The 23370-nt window shown below is 57.7% G+C and carries 20 protein-coding genes and 1 other RNA gene; 13 read left to right on the plus strand and 8 right to left on the minus strand.

Going from position 1 to position 23370, the window contains the following annotated elements; all coding sequences use genetic code 11:
* Positions 1–264: 264 nt before the first annotated feature.
* Entirely contained in the window at positions 265–2160 is a 1896-nt protein-coding gene (locus SBC1_RS02105; RefSeq protein ID WP_165086140.1) for an ABC transporter ATP-binding protein/permease, read from the plus strand.
* Between the two features lie 116 nt (positions 2161–2276).
* On the opposite strand, the gene SBC1_RS02110 is transcribed toward SBC1_RS02105, so the two are convergent.
* From SBC1_RS02110 to SBC1_RS02125, 4 genes are all read right to left on the minus strand, one after another.
* Positions 2277–3671 carry a hypothetical protein gene (locus SBC1_RS02110; protein ID WP_165987113.1) on the minus strand — a complete coding sequence of 465 codons (1395 nt, stop codon included), beginning with the start codon at positions 3669–3671 and terminating at the stop codon, positions 2277–2279.
* 17 nt (positions 3672–3688) lie between these two features.
* On the minus strand, positions 3689–7282 hold the full coding sequence (locus SBC1_RS02115; protein WP_243830263.1) for a type VI secretion system Vgr family protein: 3594 nt from the start codon (positions 7280–7282) through the stop codon (positions 3689–3691).
* A gap of 1 nt (position 7283) precedes the next feature.
* Entirely contained in the window at positions 7284–7538 is a 255-nt protein-coding gene (locus SBC1_RS02120; protein WP_165086147.1) for a PAAR domain-containing protein, read from the minus strand.
* Positions 7539–7728: 190 nt separating this feature from the next.
* Complete coding sequence (locus tag SBC1_RS02125) at positions 7729–9120, minus strand: MFS transporter (protein WP_165987115.1); 1392 nt, start codon at positions 9118–9120, stop codon at positions 7729–7731.
* 398 nt (positions 9121–9518) lie between these two features.
* On the opposite strand from SBC1_RS02125, the gene SBC1_RS02130 reads away from it, so the two are divergent.
* The 6 genes from SBC1_RS02130 to SBC1_RS02155 all read left to right on the plus strand — a co-directional run bounded on the left by SBC1_RS02130 (position 9519) and on the right by SBC1_RS02155 (position 15304).
* Entirely contained in the window at positions 9519–10487 is a 969-nt protein-coding gene (locus SBC1_RS02130; RefSeq protein ID WP_165086152.1) for a LysR family transcriptional regulator, read from the plus strand.
* A gap of 109 nt (positions 10488–10596) precedes the next feature.
* The gene (locus SBC1_RS02135; RefSeq protein ID WP_165086154.1) at positions 10597–11919 is read left to right on the plus strand and encodes a Glu/Leu/Phe/Val dehydrogenase; all 1323 of its coding nucleotides are present in this window, start codon (positions 10597–10599) and stop codon (positions 11917–11919) included.
* 282 nt (positions 11920–12201) lie between these two features.
* Entirely contained in the window at positions 12202–13095 is an 894-nt protein-coding gene (locus SBC1_RS02140) for a glutamate/aspartate ABC transporter substrate-binding protein (RefSeq protein WP_165086156.1), read from the plus strand.
* A gap of 69 nt (positions 13096–13164) precedes the next feature.
* On the plus strand, positions 13165–13905 hold the full coding sequence (locus tag SBC1_RS02145; RefSeq protein WP_165987117.1) for an amino acid ABC transporter permease: 741 nt from the start codon (positions 13165–13167) through the stop codon (positions 13903–13905).
* Entirely contained in the window at positions 13905–14582 is a 678-nt protein-coding gene (gltK, locus tag SBC1_RS02150; RefSeq protein ID WP_165086161.1) for a glutamate/aspartate ABC transporter permease GltK, read from the plus strand. The genes SBC1_RS02145 and gltK overlap by 1 nt, the downstream gene beginning before the upstream one ends.
* Positions 14579–15304: an amino acid ABC transporter ATP-binding protein gene (locus tag SBC1_RS02155; protein ID WP_165086163.1), complete on the plus strand. Its 726-nt coding sequence runs from the start codon at positions 14579–14581 to the stop codon at positions 15302–15304. The genes gltK and SBC1_RS02155 overlap by 4 nt, the downstream gene beginning before the upstream one ends.
* 130 nt (positions 15305–15434) lie before the next feature.
* Here the strand turns inward: SBC1_RS02155 and SBC1_RS39730 are convergent, their stop codons facing one another.
* A complete protein-coding gene (locus tag SBC1_RS39730; protein ID WP_243830264.1) occupies positions 15435–15551 on the minus strand; it encodes a YegP family protein in 117 nt (38 codons plus the stop codon).
* Positions 15552–15773: 222 nt separating this feature from the next.
* Between SBC1_RS39730 and SBC1_RS02165 the strand changes: the two genes are divergently transcribed.
* A complete protein-coding gene (locus SBC1_RS02165; RefSeq protein ID WP_165987008.1) occupies positions 15774–17039 on the plus strand; it encodes an IS256 family transposase in 1266 nt (421 codons plus the stop codon).
* 12 nt (positions 17040–17051) lie between these two features.
* Here SBC1_RS02165 and SBC1_RS02170 read toward each other — a convergent pair whose 3' ends face one another.
* Complete coding sequence (locus tag SBC1_RS02170) at positions 17052–17231, minus strand: DUF1508 domain-containing protein (protein ID WP_165987119.1); 180 nt, start codon at positions 17229–17231, stop codon at positions 17052–17054.
* An 81-nt stretch (positions 17232–17312) separates the two neighbouring features.
* Positions 17313–18215: a class II glutamine amidotransferase gene (locus SBC1_RS02175; protein WP_165086169.1), complete on the minus strand. Its 903-nt coding sequence runs from the start codon at positions 18213–18215 to the stop codon at positions 17313–17315.
* Between the two features lie 376 nt (positions 18216–18591).
* Between SBC1_RS02175 and pyrC the strand changes: the two genes are divergently transcribed.
* The 3 genes from pyrC to rnpB all read left to right on the plus strand — a co-directional run bounded on the left by pyrC (position 18592) and on the right by rnpB (position 21157).
* Positions 18592–19674: a dihydroorotase gene (gene pyrC, locus SBC1_RS02180; protein ID WP_165987121.1), complete on the plus strand. Its 1083-nt coding sequence runs from the start codon at positions 18592–18594 to the stop codon at positions 19672–19674.
* A 64-nt stretch (positions 19675–19738) separates the two neighbouring features.
* Positions 19739–20698, plus strand: coding sequence for a DUF3025 domain-containing protein (locus SBC1_RS02185; RefSeq protein ID WP_165987123.1), 960 nt, complete (start codon positions 19739–19741; stop codon positions 20696–20698).
* Between the two features lie 41 nt (positions 20699–20739).
* Positions 20740–21157: RNase P RNA component class A (gene rnpB, locus SBC1_RS02190), an RNA gene on the plus strand.
* A gap of 72 nt (positions 21158–21229) precedes the next feature.
* On the opposite strand, the gene SBC1_RS02195 is transcribed toward rnpB, so the two are convergent.
* Positions 21230–21652 carry an OsmC family protein gene (locus SBC1_RS02195; RefSeq protein ID WP_165086176.1) on the minus strand — a complete coding sequence of 141 codons (423 nt, stop codon included), beginning with the start codon at positions 21650–21652 and terminating at the stop codon, positions 21230–21232.
* 668 nt (positions 21653–22320) lie between these two features.
* Here SBC1_RS02195 and rplM point away from each other — a divergent pair.
* Positions 22321–22749: a 50S ribosomal protein L13 gene (gene rplM, locus SBC1_RS02200; RefSeq protein ID WP_031357525.1), complete on the plus strand. Its 429-nt coding sequence runs from the start codon at positions 22321–22323 to the stop codon at positions 22747–22749.
* 11 nt (positions 22750–22760) lie between these two features.
* Entirely contained in the window at positions 22761–23153 is a 393-nt protein-coding gene (gene rpsI, locus SBC1_RS02205) for a 30S ribosomal protein S9 (protein ID WP_056355701.1), read from the plus strand.
* Positions 23154–23370 lie beyond the last annotated feature (217 nt).

The following is a 23370-nucleotide window of genomic DNA, read 5'->3' on the forward strand; positions in this document are numbered from 1 at the left end:
TGACGGGATGCCGGCGGTCAGCGCGCCGTGGCACCTTCTGCGACAATGCAGCATTAAACGATGTTGCTTTGCGCTCGACCGATTTTCAGCCGTTTAGCGTGCTTTTAGGGCGTTTGGCGGAGGCTTGATGAATCGCTTCCCGCGCCGGGAAACATCGAATTGTACGGGAAAGCCCGCATTTTGAGACGGGCGCCCGTCCCGCGATACCTCGCTCGTCCGGCGCCGTTTCACTTTGCGGCGCGGACCTCTGCAGACCTTGAATCCATGCGCCGCAACTCTCCTTCCGAACCGGCTCCCGTCGCGAAAGGCCCGCGTAACGACTGGCAGACCATTCTCTCGCTGCTGCCGTACCTGGCCACGTACAAATGGCGCGTCGGGTTTGCGCTGACCTGCCTGATCGGCGCGAAGGTCGCGAATCTGGGCGTGCCGATCGTGATGAAAAAGGTCATCGACAGCCTCAGTTCCATCCAGCATCTGACCGCGCTCGGACGGGCGCAGGATTCCGCGGCAATCATCCTGGTGAGCGGCGTGGGATTGCTGGTCGTGGCGTATGCGGTCGTGCGCCTGTCTACGTCGCTATTCACCGAACTGCGTGAAATGCTGTTCGCGAAGGTCACTGAAAGCGCCGTGCGGCAACTCGCGCTGAAAGTGTTCCGGCATTTGCATTCGCTGTCGCTGCGGTTTCATCTCGACCGGCAGACCGGCGGCATGTCGCGGGACATTGAACGCGGCACGCGCGGCATTCAGCAACTCGTTTCATATTCGCTCTACAGCATCCTGCCGACGCTCGTGGAAGTCGGCCTCGTGCTCGGATTTTTCGTTGCCAAATACGAAGCGTATTACGCGATTGTCACGTTGATCGCGCTGGTGACGTACATCGTGTTCACGATCAAGCTCACCGAGTGGCGAACGCACTTCCGGCGCACGATGAACGAGCTGGATTCGAAGGCGAATTCGCGGGCCATCGATTCCTTGTTGAACTACGAGACCGTGAAGTATTTCGGCAACGAAGAGTGGGAAGCGCAGCGTTACGATGAAAACCTGCGGCGCTATCGTACGGCGGCCATTCGCTCGCAGCGGTCGTTGTCAGTGCTTAACTTCGGTCAGCAATTCATCATTGGCACGGGGCTCGTGTTCATTCTCTGGCGCGCGACGCAGGGCGTTATTGCTGGGCATCTGACGCTCGGCGATCTCGTGCTGATCAACACGTTCATGCTGCAGTTGTATATCCCGCTGAATTTCCTGGGCGTGGTGTATCGCGAGCTCAAGCAGAGTCTCACCGATATGGACCGCATGTTCACCTTGCTCGGCGCCGGGCGTGAAGTGCCGGATGTGCCGAACGCGCCGCCGCTGGCCGTGAAGGGTGCGGAGGTGCGGTTCGAGAACGTGAACTTCTCGTACGAACGCGCTCGGCCGATCCTGCATGGCGTTGATTTCACGATTCCGGCCGGGACCACGACGGCGGTGGTCGGTCATAGTGGTTCGGGCAAATCGACGCTTGGCCGTTTGCTGTTCCGTTTCTATGATCTCGACCGTGAACAAGGCGGGCAGATTCTGCTGGACGGCCAGGATATCCGCGATGTCGCGCAGGATTCGCTGCGCGCGGCCATTGGCATCGTGCCGCAGGATACGGTGCTCTTCAACGATTCGATCTACTACAACATTGCATATGGCCGGCCTTCGGCTTCACGCGATGAAGTGATCGCGGCGGCGCGGGCAGCGCACATTCATGAGTTCATCGAAAGTTTGCCGGCGGGGTATGAGACGCCGGTGGGCGAGCGTGGGTTGAAGTTGTCGGGAGGGGAGAAGCAGCGGGTGGCAATTGCGCGGACTTTGCTCAAGAACCCGCCGCTTCTCATCTTCGATGAAGCCACGTCCGCGCTCGATTCGAAATCGGAACGCGCGATTCAGCACGAGCTGGACATGATCGCGCAGGAACGTACAACGTTGATTATTGCGCACCGGTTATCGACGGTGGTTCACGCGCAGCAGATTATCGTGATGGATCACGGGCGGATTGTGGAGCGCGGCACGCATGCCGAACTGGTCCGCGCCGGAGGGCTGTTTGCGCAGATGTGGGCGCTGCAACAGCAGAAGGCAGCGGAGCCGGAAGAGGGGGCGGGTGATGCGGTGGAGGTGGGCGAGTCGGCACGGGTTTGAAACGCTTTAGCAACCGGAAGGCGAATGGCGTCCGCGTATCTGACTGAAAGCGCACTGCGCCCGCAAGACTCGAGCAACATGCAGCGCCTGATCCTATCCTTGCGGGCAAATGTTGATCACGCGTTTTTAGGCCCGAGCCACGTCCACACCACTTGCGCTTCTCGTTCCCTGTCACCCAGTCCAAGGCTGGGAATGCGGTCGTCCGCCTCGACCGAATGGGCATACTGGGTAGTATGAAGAAGGTGGGTCATGTATTCGGATAGGCCGTACGAGGGGATGGTCGCCAACCATAAGCCGCTTCGCGGACAACGCTCTTCGGAGCGCGCCGTCATCTGTGCATCGGGGTAGGCCTCCCAGCGCCATAGAACAGCTGGGCCGAGCGTAGTTCGACCGTTCCGGGTTTGGTTTTCCACCTGTCGAGCGGGGTACTTGTCTCCCTTTAATAAGCGCTGCGGGAAGTCGTCGCGCTCACCTTTTTCGCCAAACGCGCGGTAGTAGCCTGATTCGGCCACGGTATCGCCTATGCCGTGAATCTGATCAAACAGTTTCGCACGTCGGTACACTTCAAACTCGCCGAGTTCCTTTTGATTGGCTGGATAATCAGCGGGAATGTCGACGATGGAACGCTCAGCAGAAAATTCTACGCGGCCTTTCAACCCCGACGGAGCAAGTACATCACGAATAGCCAAATTTCCGCCGACGGTGTAACGTCCGCTCTTAAACCTGTCGTCAGGATAGACAAGAAACTTGGCGTAGCGAGCCTGGCCTGGTCCGACGCGCACCACATCATCGGGATAGTCCGCGCGGTTAATCATCGCATCGCCTCCAAACCAAGGAATGAAGAGGGTCTCATTTGGATTTTTAGAACTTTCGTACGAAGCTTGATCGCCGCTGACAGCTACGTAGGAATTAGCTGCAATCGGATTATAGTGCCCCTCCCATGTGGCAGGGCTTTTGAAAGCGATCTCCACACGGCCGGAGTTCACGAACTTCAGCGTGACTAATAATTTCCCGTTCTGCGGCTTAACATCGAAGGACGCATCTAATTTTGCGACTTTCTCACCATTGTCAAAAAACGATTTGACGATCTCCTCCGAAGGCGTAATGAATTGCCCTGCCTCTGCGCCAAGACCCGCTAAATCTAAAGTTGCAGCGACCTCGCGGCCATCGTCACACGTCACGCTTGAACTCAAGAATGCGTTGTTACCCGGTTTAATCTGTGGAACTCGCGTAAGCGAGCAAACGCTGTTCCTCAACCCGTCAAACTTGGCCTGATTGCTGGCATCAACTGTGCCTTCAAAAATTCCAAAGCCGCGCATGTCGCCACCTCCGGTCTTCCCCCGCATGACAAGCAAGAATTTGTCATCACGGACGCCAAAATTCGTTTCAGCGTTGCTCATGTTGTAGCCGTTAAAACTGAAGCCCATTGCTTTGTCGCCAGCCATCGTCGCCTCCATATGCAGGGATGTGAAGCATCCAAGCATGCAAATCATTGTCTTAAGAAATTTCATTTCCTGATCCGTCTAATTTAGATCACTTTCCATTCGCGACCGGTCTCGTTTTGGAACCAGTCGCGAATGCGATAGAGGTAGTACGGCGGGGTCTTGGATACCTTTTGATAAACACCCACACCCATCACGTTTTCGTTGGTCGTGCCTTGCCACGTATCTTTGTTCGAATTGTTCTGAGCAAGCGCTAGCTTGATACTCTGATTCGTTTCGACGTTGATGTACTGTTTATGAACAGCCCCGCCTTGATCGTAGTACTCGTCCGGGAAACTAAACAGGTGGCCCGTCTCGTGTGCTTGAACATGTTCATCCTTAATGTTTACGTATTTGCCATCCATCGGCGCGACGTTTTCTTCCCCCCAATTCCCCGAATCCGCTCGTTCAGCTTGAGCAAAGAGATTGACCGTCGCGTGATAGGACGCTTGTCGGTCGGTACCAAATTCGACGCGAAACAGGACCGGTATCTGGCACGAACACCCACTGCCCAGAGGGCATTTCGCAATCGTGAGCTTGTAAGCATTTTGATTCAGCACGGCTTCGATCTTCTGCTTCATCATCGCGAGGTTCGCGACTTCGCTCGCAGGACGATCCTCAATAATACGATTCGTGATTCCAGGATCCTTGTGATCGGCAAAAGTCTCGTAGGGCACACATGTTGGCGTGCCGTCCGCGTTGCTCAATAATTCACCGCTATAGGGGTTACGCAATCGCACGCGTTTAGGAACAGTCAACACGCGCACCGTTGCGGTAATCGTGCCGCTCTTGGCATCGAACTCAAGACCGAATGTTCCTTTTCCGCCAGCGTACTTGAGGAAACGTTGCGCGCCGGTCGTCGGGTCCAGCATCGGCGTGCCATCCTGATACACGGCCCAATAGTCCGTGCTTTCCATGTCCCACGTGACCTCAGCAGCCTTGATGTTCTTCAGCTTGTAGATACACGTATGACCATCGGCGGGCGGAGCAGAAGCGGCAGGTGGAGCGCTGGCCGTGCCTTGTGCCGATTGCTCGCCCGTCGCGGGAGGGGGTGGTGACATCGCAGCGAAAGAACCTGTGCCGCCTTTCGCCGGGTCCGTCAGTTCAACCATTGCCAGCGCCGAACAACTCAGTTCTATCGGATGCGTGGCGAGCGGCATCAAGCCTGTCGGTACGGTCAGCGGTAGCTCGTTCTTCACATCGCTGGCATGAAACAGACACTTGCCATCCGTATAGACGAAGAAGCCATCTTTGTTCAGAACGAGCTGCGAGCCTCCCGCGTTCCACGTAATCGTGTTCTTGGCAAGAATCTTGATGGCGTCCTGACTGAGCAGCTGAACCAGATGCGGGGAAATAAGTTCGACGATGTTGTCCCGAGCAATAATCGAAATCTTCCCCGACGCCGCAATCAGCCGGATTGCACCGCGCAGCGCGAACAACGAGATGATATCGAGCACGCTCGCATACAATGACTTGCCCGCCGCAATGCCCACATGCCGACCAGTCGTGACCGCGAAGTCCACATTGCTCGCGATATGGGTACTCTGGGCCGCTGTCATTCCGACACCCGCGGCGCTGGCAACAACAATATCCGGCTTTTTCAGTTCCGGAAATTCGTTTTCGTCGGCGCTGGCGTCGCCCTGTATGGCGTCGGTTTGGTCCTTGATCGCTTTGGTAACTTCGCTTTGATCCGCGCCTGTCTGCTGCGCTTCATTCTTTTGCGCGGCTTGCGTGAGTTCTTCGTGAAGTTCACCCGCTCGCGTGAGCCTGCCGACTGCCTCATCCGCGTTCTTCGCATGCCCGGGCGCGCCGGACTGCCCATCGGTCGAAATCAGCAACCCCTTCAACGCGCGAAGCACGCCCCACAAGTCGGTACGCAAATCGAAGCCTTTGCCTCGCGCGTCCTGCCGCCCCTTCGTGCCAAGGATTCGCCGGATATTGCCAAGGCTGAGTTGCGACGTACCGTAGTCGCTGGACACCTGCGTCTGAATCTGGCCTTGCGTGTCATCAAGAGCCACGTGGCCCGAACTCGTGCCATGCAACTCGCGGCTTCGCATGCCGGAGACCGCGTGATTGTCGGGTAGCCTCCACGGTGGTTCGTGCGTCGCATTGACCACGCTACTCGTTACGATAGGCTGATCAGGATCGTGGTTATAGTGATCGACTGTCACCTCATCGTTGATGCGCGGAACATAAGCGGTGCCTCTGTTCGCTCCTTGCCACGGCGCGGCGACTCGGAGCCAGATGCCCGAATTCTGATCGTTTTTTCCCTGCCGATCCCATTCGAATTGCACCTTCACGCGCCGCTGCGCGTCGGTCCAAATTTCCTGATTGGCCGGCCCGACTACAATTCCCTTTTCCTGGCCTATGCGCGGCTTCTTGACGCTCAGCGCAAGACGAAACGGTTCATTTGCAGGCTGGACCTCGAATTCCGCTTCGCAACGGTATGACTGGCCCGTGCCGGATTGGTCACTCACGTCTTCAATATCGAGCGAGCATGACACCACGAGATATTCGCGGTTTGCTGACTGCTGCGGATAGCCCGTCAGGGTGAACGTGTGTCCAACGGTCAAACCTCGCAGATTACCTTTGCCATGCGCGCGCAATCCGATGCAGCGCTTGCTTTCCATGAGCACGCGCGCGAGATGCCGCGCCTCGCTTGTGGCTTCGTTGGGCGTGCCGGATAGCCCCGATCCATCTGCTAACGGCTGGCTATAGTCGCCCCATGCGTAATGTTCCTGATCCGCGTGAGCGGTGTCGCGCGGGTCTTGATCCTTGACGGTAAGATCGGCGAGCGGGCGCATGTAGTCGTAGTCAACCAGCGCCACGCGACCTGTCGTCAGCCGGCTTGTTACCGACAGTTCGTGGATATGCTCTTCATCAATTCGCTTACTTGACGGCCCGCAATAGTGGATCGTTTCGTAGGCTGGCCCGTGTCGTTTGTGGCCCGCCAGCGCGTCACACAGCACCAAGCGTTGTGCGCCATCGCTGTATTCGAACCACCACCAGATGCCCCATTCTTCCCATACACGTTGAAGAAACGTCCAGTCAGATTCCCAAGCTTGCCGCTGAATGTCTCGTGCCGGATAGGCTCGTCCGGAAATAGGACCATACAGCCGCTTCTCCACCGGAAAGGTGTATTTGCTTAACACCTCATCTGTGAGCTCTATAACGTTCAAGCCCTGAAAAATCCGGCAGTCCTGATTAAGCGTCGCCTGGTATGACCAAGGACGCAATTCCAATTGATAGAGAACAGACCGGCCATCTTCGCCGATGACTCGCGCCATACTGACAAGGCCCGTGATTTCGCGAATGCCTGCGCCGACGTTTCCCATGCCTGCGTTACCCGCAAGACCGGGAATAAATTCGCCTTTGCCTTCCAGTTCAATTGACACGGTGACTTCGGTGCCAATGACCTTGTCAAGGTCGATGTTTGCGGCAACATTGGCACTGATCGCCAGCGCATCATTGGTCCTGAGCGTGAGCACATAGCGATAGTCGTCTAATCTGCCAAGCGTCTCGCCACCCTTTAACCTGACCGGTACGAGTATGGGCAAGCCGTCCATGCCGTAGGATGGGAGCGCTGCACCCGAGACGCTAAGTGTGCGTGCCTGGGATGACTTGAATATGGACGAACCCATTTCAGACGCGCCTCATCAGAACCGCGCCGCAGGCCGTCTTGTCGCCCAGATAGGCGACCCGTTTACCTTTGTGGGTCATGCTACCCGTAGCGATGATCGGATATGTTCCCCCGCATTTTGGACATTCGACCAGATGCCCGTCCAAGGCAACGGGAATACCAAGTTGCGTGTAATCGCTCGCACCCTCGGTGACCGTACCGCCGTGGTCCGTTGTATCGCCCTCGCGTGCCACGTCCCGACCACTGATATCTCTCATTTGTTATTTTCCCTTGGCTATCGTTTCAGAAAGTGAAACGACCAATGGTCACAAAGAGCACTGTGGATTCGCTATACGATTAATCTGAAATGAGAGTGGCGCAGGGGCAAACCCTTAAGCGATCCGAGTACAACAAAAAAAGCGTCGATCCCTGAGGGCATCGACGCTTTTTGCTTTAAGCCCCGCTGGGCTATTCCGTAGCGTGAACCATCGCCGTTGCGCTGCCATGCCCAACCGCTACAACTCCCGGCGCGGCCCAGCGCAGCCACTGCGTGCGCAGCGCCAGCAGGAAGCCGAAAGCAAACACGGCCAGCACGCCGAACGTCGCGAAACCCATCTGATAACTTCCCGTACTTTCCTTAGTCATCCCCATGATCACCGGCAGATAAAACCCGCCAATCCCGCCCGCCGCGCCAACAATCCCCGACAACAGCCCGGTCTTGCCGTTCCACCGTTGCGGCACGAGCTGGAATGTCGAACCGTTGCCAAGCCCGAAGCACAAATACAAGCAAACCAGCAACGCGATACCGCCTTCCACCGGCGGCATCCAGATAGCAAACGCGAAGTCGGCGATAGCAATCACCGCCAGCAGCACGAGCAACGCGCGCACGCCGGTCACGCGATCGGCGAGATAGCCGCCAAAGGGCCGCACGATCGCGCCGAGGAACGCCAGCATCGCCATGAAAAGACCCGCTTCGATCTTCGGCATCTGATAAAGATTGGTCAGCAGCAACGTCACATACGACGACATCCCGACAAACCCGCCGAACGTAATGCTGTAGATCAGCATCACGACCCACGTATCGCGCTCACCGAGCACCGCGCGGTAATGTTTCGGCAGCACGGCAATCGCGAGCAGCGCGCCGAGCACCGGCAGCAGCAAGACGCCCGTACGCCCGCTGCCGAATACGCCGCCATGTACCGCGAGCACCATCACGATCAACCCAGCGAGCGTGATCGCGAAACTCGTCATTGCGCGCGATGTGCTGCCGCTCTTCTGACCGCCATCGGACGCCCACATGAACAGCGCAATCGCCGTGATCGCGAGCAAGGGCAATGCAGCCGCGGTGGCGAGTTTCCAGCCGAAGGCATCGGCGAGATGGGGAAACAGGAAACCGTCCAGCACCGCGCCAATATTGCCCGCCGCAGCCAGCCCGAGCACAAGACCCTGCACCTTCGGCGGATAGTTGCTGCCGGCCATCGGCAACGCAACGGCGAAGCTTGCGCCGCCCATGCCGAGGAATACGCCAAGCACCAACAACAGCGAATACGACGGCGTGCCGGACAAGAGCGGCAGGACAATGGTCGGGATGGATGAGAGCACCACGCCCATCAAGGCAACGCGGCGGCCATCGGTAGATTGATACAAGTTGCCGAGTGTCACGCGCAGGATCGCGGCTGCAAGAACGGGCACCGCGACGAGGAAACCCTGCTGTGCGGCGGTCATCGTGATGTCCTTGCTGATGAACGGCGCAAGCGGCCCGTACAGCACCCATACGGTGAAACCAGTATCGAAGTACAGGAAGCAGGCAACCAGCGAACGCCAGTTGCCGCTCTTTAAAGAGGTGAGCAGGTTCTTCATTGGATCCTCGATGGGGGCGGCTGTGGCGAGGCATCGATGAACGGGTCTCAACCCGGGTCGACGCTCGGCCGACAGCAAATTGCAAGTATCATGCCAATGAAATCCATCTTTTTAGCCAGCACCGGCAGACCGAATATCGATGGGGCTTTGCGCCGGACGAAGCTCGGTAAGCGCTGGCGTTTCGCTCGATCGAACGCGGTCCCGTACGCACTGCTATCGCTGCAACGCAGCACCGCGCGTGTGCGAGCGGCGTGAGAATGGTGCGAAAGGCTGTGCTAAGCGGCGTGCGGTTTTAAACCACGCATCCGAGCGAAGCGCTCCACATGAAGCCGCTGCAACCACAACGGTAAAATGCAGGAGCGTTCACGGCGCATCCCCAACCAGGCCGAAGGCACCGTATGGAACTGAAATGGCTCGAAGATTTCGTCTCGCTTGCGGAGACGCGCAGTTTCAGCCGCTCGGCTGAACTGAGGCACATTACACAGCCAGCTTTCTCGCGCCGCATCCAGGCGCTCGAAGCGTGGCTGGGCACGGATCTTATCGACCGCTCCGTCTACCCGACCCGCCTCACCCAAGCGGGCCAAGTTTTCTACGAGCAGGCGCTCGCGATGCTTTCGCAGTTCCACGAAGCGCGCACGCTATTGCGCGGACAAACTGGCGTGCCCGATGCGACCATCGACTTCGCGGTTCCGCACACGCTCTCGCTGACCTATTTCCCGCGCTGGCTACACCATATAGAAGCGCGGCTTGGGCGCATCAACACGCGTTTGCGCGCGCTGAACGTGCATGACGCCGTGTTGTCGCTGGTGGAAGGCGGCTGCGACCTGGTGATGGGTTATCACCATCCGAGCCATCCAATGGCGCTTGATCCCGCCCGCTACGACATGCTGACGCTCGGTACCGAACCCATCAGCCCGTTCTCATCGGTGAACAAGGGCGGCCGCGCGCGCTACACGTTGCCCGCTACCGCCGACGCCCCCGCGCCATATCTCTCGTACACGCCCAACGCTTATCTCGGCCGGATGACGGAGGTGATCATCGCGACCTCACCGGCACGTCTTTATCTCGACAAGGTCTACGAAACCGACATGGCCGAAGGTCTCAAGGCGATGGCGCTGGCCGGTCATGGCGTCGCTTTCCTGCCGCACAGCGCAGTGGCCAAGGAAGTCGATGAAGGCAGTTTGATCCGGCTCGACCGGGGAACCCGTGGAACACCGGCGGGTCAGTTCACGCTCACGATGGAAATCCGTTTGTACCGCGACAAAATGGCATCGAAGGGAGACGACCCGCGGCAGGCATTAATGCGTAATCTTTGGGAAGCAGTAGGCGAAGAGGTATCGAGGCCAGCGGAAACCCCTGCCACATGAGCCTCACAGGCGTTATGCAAGATAAACATAACGCAATGATGAAACGGCATTGGATTTCAATATCCGAATTTTCGACAATGAAGCCATTCCACACAACGCTGGGGTTTCGATGTCATCGCCGCAACAAGACCGCACCGCTTCTGCTGTTCCCGCTGTTCAGCACGTCATTCCCTCCTATCTCGATTCCACGCATCTCGGCCCCTGGGGTAACTATCTCCAGCAGGTCGATCGCGTCGCGCCGTATCTCGGCTCGCTGTCGCGTTGGGTTGAAACACTCAAGCGCCCGAAGCGCATCCTGATCGTCGATTGCCCTATCGAACTCGATAACGGCACGGTCATGCACTTCGAAGGCTATCGGGTCCAGCACAACATGTCGCGTGGTCCAGGCAAGGGCGGTGTGCGCTATCACCAGGACGTTACGCTTTCCGAAGTGATGGCGCTGTCGGCGTGGATGTCGGTGAAGAATGCGGCGGTGAACGTGCCGTACGGCGGTGCAAAAGGCGGTATTCGTGTCGATCCGCGCACGTTATCGCGTGGTGAACTCGAACGGCTGACGCGTCGCTATACGAGTGAAATCGGCATCATCATTGGACCGAATCAGGACATCCCCGCGCCCGACGTCAACACGAACGAGCAGATCATGGCGTGGATGATGGACACGTACTCCATGAACCAGGGCCAAACGGCTACCGGCGTTGTGACCGGCAAGCCGATCTCGCTCGGTGGTTCGCTCGGACGCAAGGAAGCAACCGGCCGTGGCGTGTTTGTCGTGGGGTCGGAAGCGGCACGCCGGATTGGTTTCGATATCGAAGGCGCACGCATCGCCGTGCAGGGTTTTGGTAACGTCGGCGGGATCGCTGCACGACTGTTCCAGGAAGCCGGCGCGCGAGTGGTGGCGGTGCAGGATCACACCGGTTCGCTGTACAAATCGTCGGGTATCGATGCAGTCGCGTTGCTCGAACACGTTGCCAAGCACGGCGGCGTGGGCGGCTTCGAAGGCGCGGACCCGGTCAGCAAGGACGAGTTCTGGACCATTGAAAGCGACATCCTGATTCCGGCCGCACTCGAAGGGCAGATCACGGAAGAAAACGCGCCGAAGATCAAGACGAAGATCGTGGTGGAAGGCGCAAACGGCCCGACCACCACGGCGGCCGACGACATTCTCCACGACAAGGGCATTCTCGTGATCCCCGACGTGGTAGCGAATGCGGGCGGTGTGACAGTGTCGTACTTCGAATGGGTGCAGGACTTCTCGAGCTTCTTCTGGACTGAAGACGAGATCAACCAGCGACTCGAACGCGTGATGCGCGAAGCGTTCGCAGCCGTGTGGCAAGTGGCGAGCGAGCATTCGGTTTCGGTGCGCACGGCGGCGTTTATTGTCGCGTGTACTCGAATTCTGCAAGCACGCGAAATGCGTGGCCTGTATCCTTGATTTCAGGCATTAGAAACGTTTGCGAGCGCACTGCTGCATGAAGCGGCGCTAACGCCAAAAGCATCAAGACGCCCGGCGGCGTCCTTCGGGACGTCGACGGGCGTTTCGCGTGAAAAACACAAGAAAATTAGGGCAGAACCAACGTCAATTGAAAGCGCTGAAACCCCGCTCAGCCGACCATTAGAGCGGGTGTCTCAAAAATAACAACTGTGGACAACATTCATTCTTTCAAATTTATTACCCTGCTAAAATTGCGCCGTTTTCGCCAAGGAGATCAAAATTATGAAGCTTAAAAAAGCTGCGCTGCTGCTTGCTGCACTGGGACTTTTCGCATCGGGCGCGCAAGCGCAAAACAACGATACGCTCAAGAAAATCAAGGATTCAGGGAACATCTACCTGGGTTTCCGCGAGTCGTCGATTCCGTTCTCGTACTACGACGACAAGCAACAGGTCATTGGCTATTCGTATGAGTTTGCTTTGAAGGTGGTCGACGCCGTCAAGGAAAAGCTCAACATGCCGAACCTGAAGATTCAACAGAAGTCGGTTACGTCGCAAAACCGCCTGCTGCTCGTGACGGGTAACCAGATCGACCTCGAGTGCGGTTCGACCACGAACAACCTGGAGCGTCAGCAACAAGTCGCGTTCTCCAACACCATCTTCGTGATCAGCACGCGCCTGATGACCAAGAAGGATTCGGGGATCAAGGACTTCGCCGACCTGAAGGGCAAGACTGTTGTGACAACCGCTGGAACCACGTCCGAGCGCCTGCTTCGCAAGATGAACCAGGAAAAGAACATGGGCATGAACATCATCAGCGCGAAGGATCACGGCGACTCGTTTTTGACGTTGTCGACGGGACGCGCCGTTGCGTTCATGATGGACGACGCATTGCTGGCCGGCGAACGTGCGAAGTCGAGCAATCCGCAGGATTTCGTGATTGTCGGTACGCCGCAATCGCGTGAAGCTTATGGCTGCATGCTGCGCAAGAACGATCCTGAGTTCAAGAAGGTGGTCGATGACGCCATCGCCAAGGTCGAAACCTCCGGCGAAGGCGACAAGATCTACAAGAAGTGGTTTGAAAGTCCGATTCCGCCGAAGGGTCTGAATCTGGCCTTCCCGGAAAGCGATGACATGAAGGCGCTTTTCAAGAACCCGAACGACAAGGCAATCGATTAATTTCGATTCTGCTTGATTGATGGAAACGGAAGGAGCACTGCTTCTTCCGTTTTCTTTTGGAGGGAGTCCATGTCCTACCACTGGAATTGGGGCGTTTTCCTAAGCCCCGTATCAACCGGCGAGCCGACAACCTATCTCGGCTGGCTCATTTCCGGTTTCTGGGTGACCGTTACCGTGTCGCTCGCGTCATGGGTCGTAGCGCTCGTGGTCGGCTCGTTGTTCGGCATTCTGCGCACCGTGCCGAACCGCAAGCTGGCCGCTATTGGCACCGGTTATGTCGCCATCTTTCGTAATATCCCGCTGCTCGTGCAGTTTTTCATCTGGTATCTCGTGATACCGGAATTGCTGCCCGTTTCCATCGGCAACTGGTTCAAGCAGTTGCCCCCGAACGTGCAGTTCTATTCGTCTTCCATCATCTGCCTCGGGTTGTTCACCGGAGCACGCGTGTGCGAGCAAGTGCGCTCGGGCATCAACGCCTTGCCGCGCGGACAGCGCGCCGCCGGTCTCGCGATGGGCTTCACCGAATGGCAGACGTATCGATACATCCTGATGCCCGTCGCCTACCGGATCATCGTGCCGCCGCTGACGTCGGAGTTTTTGAACGTGTTCAAGAACTCCGCGGTGGCATCGACTATCGGCTTGCTTGAATTGTCGGCACAGGCGCGACAGCTTGTGGATTACACCGCGCAGTCGTATGAGTCGTTCATCGCCGTGACGCTTGCCTACATGCTGATCAATCTGGTCGTCATGCAACTGATGCGCTGGGTCGAAGCCAAAACCCGGTTGCCCGGCTACATTGGAGGCAAGTGATGCATCATTTCAATTGGAGCAGTGTGCTGAGTTCGCTGCCCACGCTGTGGACCGGCGCCATTATCACCTTCAAGATCACGGTGCTTGCGCTTGTGTTCGGGATTCTCTGGGGCACCGTGCTCGCGTTGTTTCGCTTGTCGGGCATCAAGCCGCTTGAATGGTTCGCGAAGGGGTATGTGACGCTGTTCCGTTCCATCCCGCTCGTGATGGTGTTGCTGTGGTTCTTTTTGATCGTGCCGCAATTCCTGCAAAATGTGCTGGGGTTATCGCCGGAAATCGATATCCGGCTTGCTTCCGCCATGGTCGCGTTCTCGCTGTTCGAGGCCGCGTATTATTCGGAAATCATCCGTGCCGGCATTCAGGCGGTGTCGCGCGGGCAGGTGAACGCGGCGTTCGCGCTCGGCATGACGTACACGCAGTCCATGAGGCTGATTGTGCTGCCGCAGGCGTTTCGCGCGATGGTGCCGCTGCTGCTCACGCAGGCTATCGTATTGTTCCAGGATACGTCGCTGGTGTATGTGATCAGCCTCGCGGACTTTTTCCGCACGGCAACGAATGTGGGTGATCGCGACGGTACGACCGTCGAAATGGTGTTGTTCGCCGGCGCCTGTTATTTCGTGGTGTGCCTGGCCGCATCCGGTCTCGTCAAAAGTCTTCAGAAAAAGGTCGCTCGATGATCTCACTCAAGAATGTTTCGAAATGGTATGGCCCGTTTCAAGTGCTCACCGATTGCACGACGGAAGTCAAAAAAGGCGAAGTAGTGGTGGTGTGCGGTCCTTCGGGCTCGGGCAAGTCGACGCTGATTAAAACCGTGAACGGACTCGAGCCGTTCCAGAAGGGCGAGATCACGATCAACGGGCAGTCGATTGGCGACAAGAAAACCAACCTGTCGAAGCTGCGCTCGAAGGTCGGCATGGTGTTTCAGCACTTCGAACTGTTCCCGCATCTGACGATCGTGCAGAACCTGACGCTGGCTCAGATCAAGGTGCTGGGACGCTCGAAGGACGAAGCAACGGTCAAGGGATTGAAGCTGCTGGAGCGCGTGGGCTTAAGCACGCACGCTGACAAGTTCCCCGGCCAGCTTTCCGGCGGGCAGCAGCAGCGGGTGGCGATTGCACGGGCGTTATCGATGGATCCGATCGCCATGCTCTTCGATGAACCCACGTCCGCGCTGGACCCGGAAATGATCAACGAAGTGCTCGACGTCATGGTCGAACTCGCGCAGGAAGGCATGACCATGATGTGCGTGACGCACGAAATGGGCTTTGCGAAGAAGGTCGCGCATCGCGTGATCTTCATGGACAAGGGCTTCATTGTGGAAGACGACAAGAAGGAAGCGTTCTTCGAGAATCCGAGGTCCGATCGGGCCAAGGATTTCCTGGCGAAGATTCTGCATTGATTGCGGATACAGGCTGCTTTGGCTAACGCCGATCAGCCTGGTGCGTTGTTTCAGTTCAAGAAGCATGCGACGTAAAAATGGCGGTTCCAGCTTAAGCTGGAACCGCCATTTTTGTCTTTGTGGGCCAACGCTACAGGCTGGTCGAAGCTGCTTTGGTGTTGTCTTGTGTCACTGCATCGGGCGCATTTTTCTTCAGCGATTCAATCCCGGCATCCCTGGCCGTCGCGCTGCTATAAGCCTCGCTCACGCCAATAATCTCGTGATTGCCGGCCTTCAGATTGAAATAAGGCGCGCCGCTTGTATCCGTCTTGCGCTCGTAGCGTTCGTCAATCAGCGCATTCGCCTTGAGAGATAAGCTCGATTCTGGTGTACGGGGGAAGTTGGGGCGCGGGAGATTGAAGGCGGTGGAGGTTTTAGCTGAGAATCTGATTGTCGAAGTCGGAAACTAGCAAACAACAAACCATCCACCATGAGCAAGTTTAAAGAAAAAGAAGTCGTTGGACTATCGGGAGTCGGTTTGGGGCTGGACGAATTGGTTCGGCACGGAGCTCGGCAGGTGATTCAGCAGGCAATCGAAGCGGAGTTGTCGTCGCTGCTGGAGCGGTTCGAGAACGTCAAGACACTGCACGGGCAGCGCGCCGTGGTGCGCAACGGTTATTTGCCGGAGCGCGAAGTGTTGACAGCCGCCGGACCGGTCGTGGTTAAGGTCCCCAAGGTTCGAGATCGTTCAGGATCAGGCGTGAAGTTCAATTCATCGATTGTGCCGCCCTATGTGAGGAAGTCCCCGCGCGTGAGTGCAGCGCTGCCCTGGCTGTATTTGAAGGGCATCTCGACGGGCGACATGAGCGAGGCGCTGAGCGTGCTGCTGGGTGAGGACGCCAAAGGCTTGTCGGCGAACGTGGTGAGCCGCCTGAAGGCGCAATGGGCCGAAGAGCATGCCAACTGGAGCCGGCGCGAGCTATCGAAGTCACGATATGTCTATTGGTGGGTCGACGGCATTCATACCGGTCTGCGCAGCGAGAATTCAGACGGCCAGTGCCTCTTGGTAATCATTGGCGTGACGCCTGAGGGCAAGAAGGAACGTGTGGCGATCGGCGACGGGTATCGGGAGTCGAAAGCCTCATGGCAAGAGCTCCTGCTGGATCTGAAGGCGCGTGGCTTGCAGGCGGGGCCATTACTAGCAGTCGGCGACGGCGCGATGGGCTTCTGGGCCGCGTTGGAGGAAGTGTTTCCAACGACGCGCGCTCAGCGCTGCTGGTTTCACAAGATGGGCAACGTGCTCAATGCACTTCCGAAGGCTCAACAGGGCCGCGCCAAGGCGGATCTGCAGTCAATCTGGATGGCAGCAACACGGGCCGACGCGTACGTCGCGTTCGACCGGTTCGTGACGATCCACGCGGCCAAGTATCCGAAGGCGACGGACACGCTGAAGAAGGATCGCGAAAGCTTGCTCGCGTTCTACGACTTTCCGGCTGAGCACTGGCAGCATTTGCGAACGACCAATGCGATTGAGTCGACGTTTGCCACGGTACGTCACCGTACTTCGCGTACGCGCAATTGCGTATCGCGACCCACCTTCCTCGGTCTTGCATTCAAGCTGATCGAGGAAGCCGAGAAAACCTGGCGCCGCATCAACGGCCCCGAACAGATCAAGCTGTTGTTGGAGGGCTTTGCCTTCAAAGACGGTGAACCGGTGCAAGACGATCGACCGGATCAGCAGAAACTCGCCGCTTGAAATCGCCGCTTATCAAACTGCCCGTACACCACTCTTGACCATATCTCTCGCCTTGACGGACGCAATGCCATGTTCAGCCGACGCTCGCGTCACATACGTCTCGCTCTTGAGGATTGGTTCGCCGTTGGCTGCCCGCAGGTTGAAATAGAACTGGCCGTTACGGGCACGGTCGATGACGAATTTTCCTGACATTGCATAAGCTCCTGGGTAGTGGAACAAGCGTGAGTTCAGGTGATTCTTCGGCAGCGAAACTACTCCTCAACTATTCCTGATTTACTCTATACCGAGTTCCGTCTCCACATCCGCGGTCGTTTTGATAGTCTCGACGCGCAGCACCGATTCAACGCAAACCTTGCACAACGGTTCGCGCGCTTTTTCCGCGACGTCTGCCGGCACCGGAACGTTGACCGTCCTAAGCAATGCGCCGTGCTGGAATAACGCCAGGTCGCCCGGTTCGAAACGCGTCCAGATTTCGTCGTCAGTGAGCGGCGAGGTGGCGATCACCGCAACGCGATCTTCCGGCGTGGTGTACTTCGCGAAATCGATCGACATGTCGGCGTCGATCAAATGCGCCGTGGAGAACGGCCAACTGCGCACGAGGTAATACAGATGCGTGGAGCAATGCGTGAACAGCGCCTGGCCGTTCGACATCAGGAAATTGAATACGCCAAATTGCGTGATCTCACGCGTCAGCTTTTCCAGCGCCGCGAACAGTTCGTCCAGCGGCGGCTGGCAGCCCGGGAATTCGCGTCGCAGACCTTGAAGTAAAGCGCAGAACGCCAGCTCGCTGTCGGTCGTACCGACCGGCTGATATTGCCCGTTCAGACAGGGTTTGAAATCTTTGAGGTCGCCGTTGTGCGCGAAGATCCAATGCCGTCCCCATAACTCGCGCATGAACGGATGGCAATTCTCAAGCAGGATATGACCTTGCGTGGCCTTGCGAATATGCGCGATCGTGTTTTTCGACTTGATCGGATAACGCTTTACCATTTCGGCGAGCGGTGAACTGGCCGACGACTGGTGATCGATGAAAAGACGGCAGGCCTTGTCTTCAAAGAACGCAATGCCCCAGCCGTCCGCGTGATGGTCGGTAACGCCGCCACGCGCCGCGAAACCGGTGAACGAGAAAGTCACGTCCGTTGGTTCCGCGCAGTTCATTCCGAGAAGTTGGCACATTGCTGAGGCTGCAGACTGGGTGAATGGAGCTAACCGTTACAATACGGGTAGCCAAAGCATAGCACCGACGAAACCGCCAAAAAATCGCAGCTTTCGACCGCAGGTGGCATCGTTGTGGAATTTCCACGGTATGGGCCGGCTCGCGGGAGAAAAACTGACCGAATGGGTTGGAAGCTTGCGTTGGTAACTTGATTAAGTACGCGGTGCCGACGCTTGATTCATAGATCCGTCCAGCCGATATTTAAAGGGAAGTTGCGCCGCTTGCAGGTGCTTCGATCTCGCCTATGTTTCCCGTGCGTGCTTATGCTTTTTGGTTTCGCGGCCGCCACTGTCCCTGCGCTTTCGTTATCCGATTATTTTCATCGCCATCACGCCAATGTCCGCTTCCACGCCTGCCTCCGCCTCGTCCGCCTCTTCCATTGACTCCGTTACGCTTGCGCGTCCCGACGATTGGCATTTGCACGTGCGCGACGGCGCCGTGCTTGCCGCTGTCCTGCCGCATACGGCACGGCAGTTCGGCCGCGCGATCATCATGCCGAACTTGCGGCCGCCCGTGACGACGACCGAGATGGCGGCGGCGTACCGCGAGCGGATTCTGGCCGCGTTACCCAAGGACGGCCCGGGCGCGCGTTTTGAGCCGCTGATGACGCTTTATCTCACCGACAACACCCCGCCCGACGAAATTCGTCGTGCCCGCGAAAGCGGTTTTGTCCACGGAGTAAAGCTTTATCCGGCAGGGGCGACGACCAATTCGGACGCCGGTGTCACGAGCATCGCGAAGTGCGCGAAGACGCTGGAGGCGATGCAAAAGCACGACCTGCCGCTGCTCGTGCATGGCGAAGTAACGGACCCGGCCATCGATATGTTCGACCGCGAGAAGGTGTTTATAGATCGTGTGATGACGCCGTTGCGCCGCGATTTTCCCGCGTTGAAGGTCGTGTTCGAGCACATCACGACGAAGGACGCCGCCGATTACGTCCGCGATGCCGACGGCCCGACCGGCGCCACACTGACCGCGCATCATTTGCTGTACAACCGCAATGCGCTGTTTGTCGGCGGAATCCGGCCGCATTACTACTGCTTGCCGGTGCTCAAGCGCGAGACGCATCGCGTGGCGCTGCTCGCGGCGGCTACGTCGGGCAATCCGCGCTTTTTCCTCGGTACGGACAGCGCGCCGCACGCGAAAGGGCTGAAGGAGCACGCATGCGGTTGCGCGGGGTGTTACACGGCGCTGCACGCGCTGGAGCTCTACACGCAAGCCTTCGATCAGGCTGGCGCGCTCGACCGGCTCGAGGGTTTCGCGAGTTTTTACGGCGCGGACTTTTACGGTTTGCCGCGCTCGACAGAGAGCGTGACGCTGCGTCGGGAACCCTGGACGCTGCCAGCGGAATTCATGGCTGGCGATGATGAAATCGTGCCGCTGGGCGGCGGTGAATCGATTGGCTGGCGGATGGAGTGACGGGTTGTCGGGGCACGCTTGGGAAGGTCCGAGCGGAAACCCCCGCGCCTCTTTAGCTACTTGTATGTCCGACCGGGAAAATGCATCGAAGCCTGAAAACGCGGAAACGGCGCCGCTTTTGCCAGCGGATACCCGCGCGGCGCGGTGCTTTATGGATATCGACTGGTCTCGTCCGTGGCTGGCGCCACTTGCCGAGCGCGGCGAGCGCTGGCGCCAGGCCGCGCTCAATAGCTACTCCGCCTATCTTTCCACGCTTAACGCCGACGCACACACCGACGCACACACCGACGCACACACCGACGCACACACCGACGCACACACCGACGCACACACCGACCCGCGCGTAACCGGACGAGGCAAGCCGCTGTCGTTCATCGCGCAGGACGAGTTGCCGGCGGGGGCGTCGTATGAAGGGCATATCGCCGAAACCGGATGCGTGCCTACGCGTCACAACTTGCATGATTTCTTCAACGGCTCGATGTGGTTCCAGTACCCGCGCATCAAGGCAACGCTGAATGCGCGGCAGGCTGCGGAAATCGATGCGCTCGGCATCGGTCCCACACGTGGCGCGGCGCGCGACGCCCTGACGCTCTTCGATGAAAACGCGATCCTCTTTGCCTGTGCAGACGCGTCGCTCGCCGCTGCACTTCGAGCCTTCGACTGGCGCAAGTTGTTCGTCGAACAACGCGCAGCCTGGGGCCTTCGATGCGAAGCGCGCATCTTCGGCCACGCGCTGCTGGAAAAACTCGTCGCCCCGTACAAGGCGTGTACGGGGCACGTTTGGATAGCGGAAGTCGAGCCTGCCTACTTCTCCGCCACCGATGCCGGGCGCCGGGCGATCCTGGACCACGCGGTGTCTGAACAACTAAAAAACGAAGCCATTTCCAGCCGATATTTCACGCCACTGCCGGTGCTGGGCGTACCGGGCTGGTGGCCTGAAAACGAAGTCCCTTCTTTCTACGATGACCCTCAGGTCTTTCGATCCGGCCGCCGGTCGCGGACCTGGCCGGTGCAATCAGCCTGACGGCGGGGCTGCCGCACCCCTCATGCTAGAATCATGGCCGCAAAGTAGGCCAGGCAGTCGCGGCTGATCCGGTTTCGGCCGGAGAGGGCGAGGAAAGTCCGGACTCCACCAGGCAGGGTGATGGCTAACGGCCATCCGTGGCAACACGCGGAACAGGGCAACAGAAAGCAAACCGCCGATGGCCCCGGGCGCAAGTTCGGGGATCAGGTAAGGGTGAAACGGTGCGGTAAGAGCGCACCGCGGCTGCTGCAAGGCAGACCGGCAAGGTAACCTCCACCCGGAGCAATTCCAAGTAGGCAGGCGCGCATCTTCGAGATGCAGGACGGTGCCTCCGTCTCGTCTGCGGGTAGGAAGCTTGAGCGCGCCAGTAATGGCGCGACTAGAGGAATGACTGCCACGCGCGTCACGCTTTCGGGCGTGAGGCGTGCACAGAATCCGGCTTATCGGCCTGCTTTGTCAGATTCAAAAAGAAAGCCGGCGTCAGTGATGACGCCGGCTTTTTTTCGTCGTTTCTTCTTCGATGCGCGGAATTCAGCTCGCGACGATATCGAAGGAATGCGTCAATTCGGCCGTCTTCGCCAGCATGATCGACGCCGAGCAGTATTTGTCGTGTGAGAGGGTGATTGCGCGTTCAACCGTCGCGGGATTCAGGTTCTTGCCTGTCACCGTGAAATGGAAGTGGATCTTCGTAAACACCTTCGGCTCTTCACTCGCGCGCTCGGCCTTGAGCGTGACCGAGCAACCCGCCACTTCCTGACGACTTTTCTTCAGGATCATCACGACGTCGTACGCGGTGCAGCCGCCCGTGCCGAGCAAGACCATTTCCATTGGTCGCGGCGAGAGATTGCGGCCGCCGCCTTCCGGTGCGCCGTCCATTGTGACCAGATGACCGCTGCCCGTTTCCGCGGCAAACGCCATTCCGTCCTGTCCCATCCAGCTAACTTTGCATTCCATGAGAAAACTCCGGTGCCATAAGACACTTGTCTAATCGTGTCGATTGTAGCGTTTTAGCTGATTGTAGGAATCGCAGTAGTGCGTTCGTTTGTCTTTTCCGTGAAGCGTTGTTGCGTCGCAATACGTAAGACAAATTCGCGATTTCCCTACTATGAATAAGGGGTTTCTCCTGCAAGTTGTGCCTGAGAAGCTTTTAAATTTCAGGTAAGTAATTGATTGTAAATACTAAATAATTCGATCGTCCGTGACGTTAACATTTTGCATTATGAAATTACATCCCATAATGCAAATTTACTTGCTTTGCACAAAAGCCCTTCATATACTTGCTCCTGTCTCCTCCACCTCCTCCTAGGTGGATTCAGCCCGAGCCCAAGGCTCGGGCTTTTTTTCGTCTGCTTTAGCGTCGATTTTGGTCATGACGGCCCGGTTGTTCGCTCGTCGTTCGGTCGCAAAATCTCCCCACAATGCGATCGTTCAGCACTGAATCGGGGTGAATTTGCTTGTCGAACAGGCAAGTTTTGACTTCATATCCAAATTTCCCTTATAATTCAAAGTTCTCTATCCGCACCATGCCCGCGGACGAGAACCAGGGAGAGCCCGCACGCGCCTCGATGCGCACGAACATACAAGCGGGACAAAGCAGGGCAGAATTATTTTTTGGATCGATCATGAAGACGTTTTCCGCAAAAGCCCATGAGGTGACGCGTGAATGGTACGTGATTGACGCGACGGATAAGGTTCTCGGACGTGTCGCCAGTGAAGTGGCCGCCCGACTTCGCGGCAAGCACAAACCCGAGTTCACCCCGCACGTCGACACTGGCGATTTCATCGTCATCATCAACGCCAGCAAGTTGCGCGTCACGGGCAACAAGGGTACTGACAAGAAGTACTACCGTCACTCGGGCTATCCGGGCGGCATCTACGAAACGACGTTCAACAAGATGCAAGAACGCTTCCCGGGCCGTGCGTTCGAGAAAGCCGTTAAGGGCATGTTGCCGAAAGGTCCGCTCGGCTACGCGATGATCAAGAAGCTCAAGGTCTACGCTGGCGCAACGCATCCGCATACGGCTCAACAGCCTAAAGCGCTCGAGATCTAAAGGGAGCCCATATGATCGGTAATTGGAATTACGGTACGGGCCGCCGCAAGAGCGCCGTTGCTCGCGTGTTCATCAAGTCCGGTACGGGCGAGATCATTGTCAATGGCAAGCCCATTGCTGATTATTTCTCGCGCGAAACGTCGCTGATGATCGTGCGCCAGCCGCTCGAACTGACGAGCCACGCCACCACGTTCGACATCAAGGTCAACGTGAACGGCGGCGGTGAAACGGGTCAGGCCGGTGCAGTTCGCCACGGCATCACCCGCGCGCTGATGGACTACGACGCTACGCTTAAGCCCACGCTGTCACAAGCTGGCTTCGTTACCCGCGATGCTCGTGAAGTTGAACGTAAGAAGGTTGGTTTCCACAAGGCACGTCGCCGGAAACAATTCTCGAAGCGTTAAGCTGTTTGGCGGTTTCGCCGTTGTTACGGCGAAATGGCTCAAAAAGCCGCCTGCGTGTATGCGCTGGCGGCTTTTTTCGTGGCGAATACTCGCGGATCGCGGCAATTTTTCAGTGATACTTCAGTGATACCCCAAGCAGCCGCGGCAATTTCGGGATAGTGTGGGTCGATAGCCTATTGATTACATGGGCTTCCAGCACGATATTGAGATCAGCCCT

The organism is Caballeronia sp. SBC1, assembly GCF_011493005.1.
Taxonomy (GTDB): domain Bacteria; phylum Pseudomonadota; class Gammaproteobacteria; order Burkholderiales; family Burkholderiaceae; genus Caballeronia.